At 70.6% G+C, this 1,082-nt stretch carries 1 protein-coding gene; it reads right to left on the reverse strand.

What is annotated here, in order from left to right:
• A partial coding sequence (locus I53_RS07560; RefSeq protein WP_043348622.1) for an alanine racemase occupies window positions 1-938 on the reverse strand: 938 nt, incomplete at its 3' end.
• Window positions 939-1,082: the final 144 nt, after the last annotated feature.

A 1,082-nucleotide genomic window follows, 5' to 3' on the forward strand; every position in this document is an offset into this window, starting at 1 on the left:
ATGTCGCAGGCCAAGCCATAACCCTGATCGACCGCCTGCCGCGCGGTGCCACGATCACGCGAGAGTGCCATCCATCCCGCGTCGGTGATGATCCAGCCCTTGTCCCGCTGATGCCCGATCACCGTCGCGAGAACGGTGAGGGCGATGTCGTCGATCGTGCAGGAGCCGACGCCCGCCTGGAACAAGTCGCCAATCATGAACACGCCGGCGCGCACCTCCGTGACGCCCGCGAGGGTCTCCGCATACCGGGCGGTGGGTGTCGATCCGACGCTCACGACAGGGCAGGGGAGGCCGGCGCCGCGCAGGATCTGCGCCGCCGCGACGGCGGCCACGCGCTCGGCCTCGGCCGCCCGACGAAGGGCGGCGGGATCGCTCAGCCCATAGCTGTCGCCGGCATGGAGCAGCACGCCGCGCAGGCTCGCGCCGTCCGCGACCGCGCGGCCGATGGCGACGAGCGTTTCGGCATCCCGCGGCCCGACCCCGGAGCGATGTCCATCGGCATCCACCTCGATCAGCACCGGCAGGGCATCGCCGCTGCGCCGGCTCCAGGCCGCCACAGCCTCGGCCTGGGCTGCCGAATCCAGGACGATCGCCAGATCCGCCCCCCAGCGCTGTCGGATGGCTCCGACCCGATCGAGCTTCTGCGGTGCGATGCCGACGGCGTAGATCATGTCGCGCACGCCGCCTTCGGCGAAATACTCGGCCTCCCGGAGCGTCGAGACCGTCGCGGGCCCAGCGGGACCGGCCATCGCCCGGCGCGCGACCTCGAGGGATTTGGCCGTCTTGAGATGCGGGCGCAGGGTGACGCCCAGCCCGTCGAGATGCCTGCGCATCCTGTCGACATTCGCCTGCAGGATGTCGGCGTCCAAGAGGAGGCACGGTGTCTCCAGCCCGTCAAAACCGCCGCCACAGGGCGATACCGCAGTGTCACCGATCATCTACCGCTCCCGACCTATCCGACGCGAGAGGCTGATAGGCGAGCCTCGGCGCCGGTCCCAGCCGTCGGGACCCGTACGTGTCTTCAGGCAGATCGCTGCAATGCCGCCACGTAGGCGCAGCATCGCGCGCCACGTCGTCCGCCC

The sequence above is a fragment of the Methylobacterium sp. B1 genome (assembly GCF_000333255.1).
Classification (GTDB): Bacteria; Pseudomonadota; Alphaproteobacteria; order Rhizobiales; family Beijerinckiaceae; genus Methylobacterium; species Methylobacterium fujisawaense.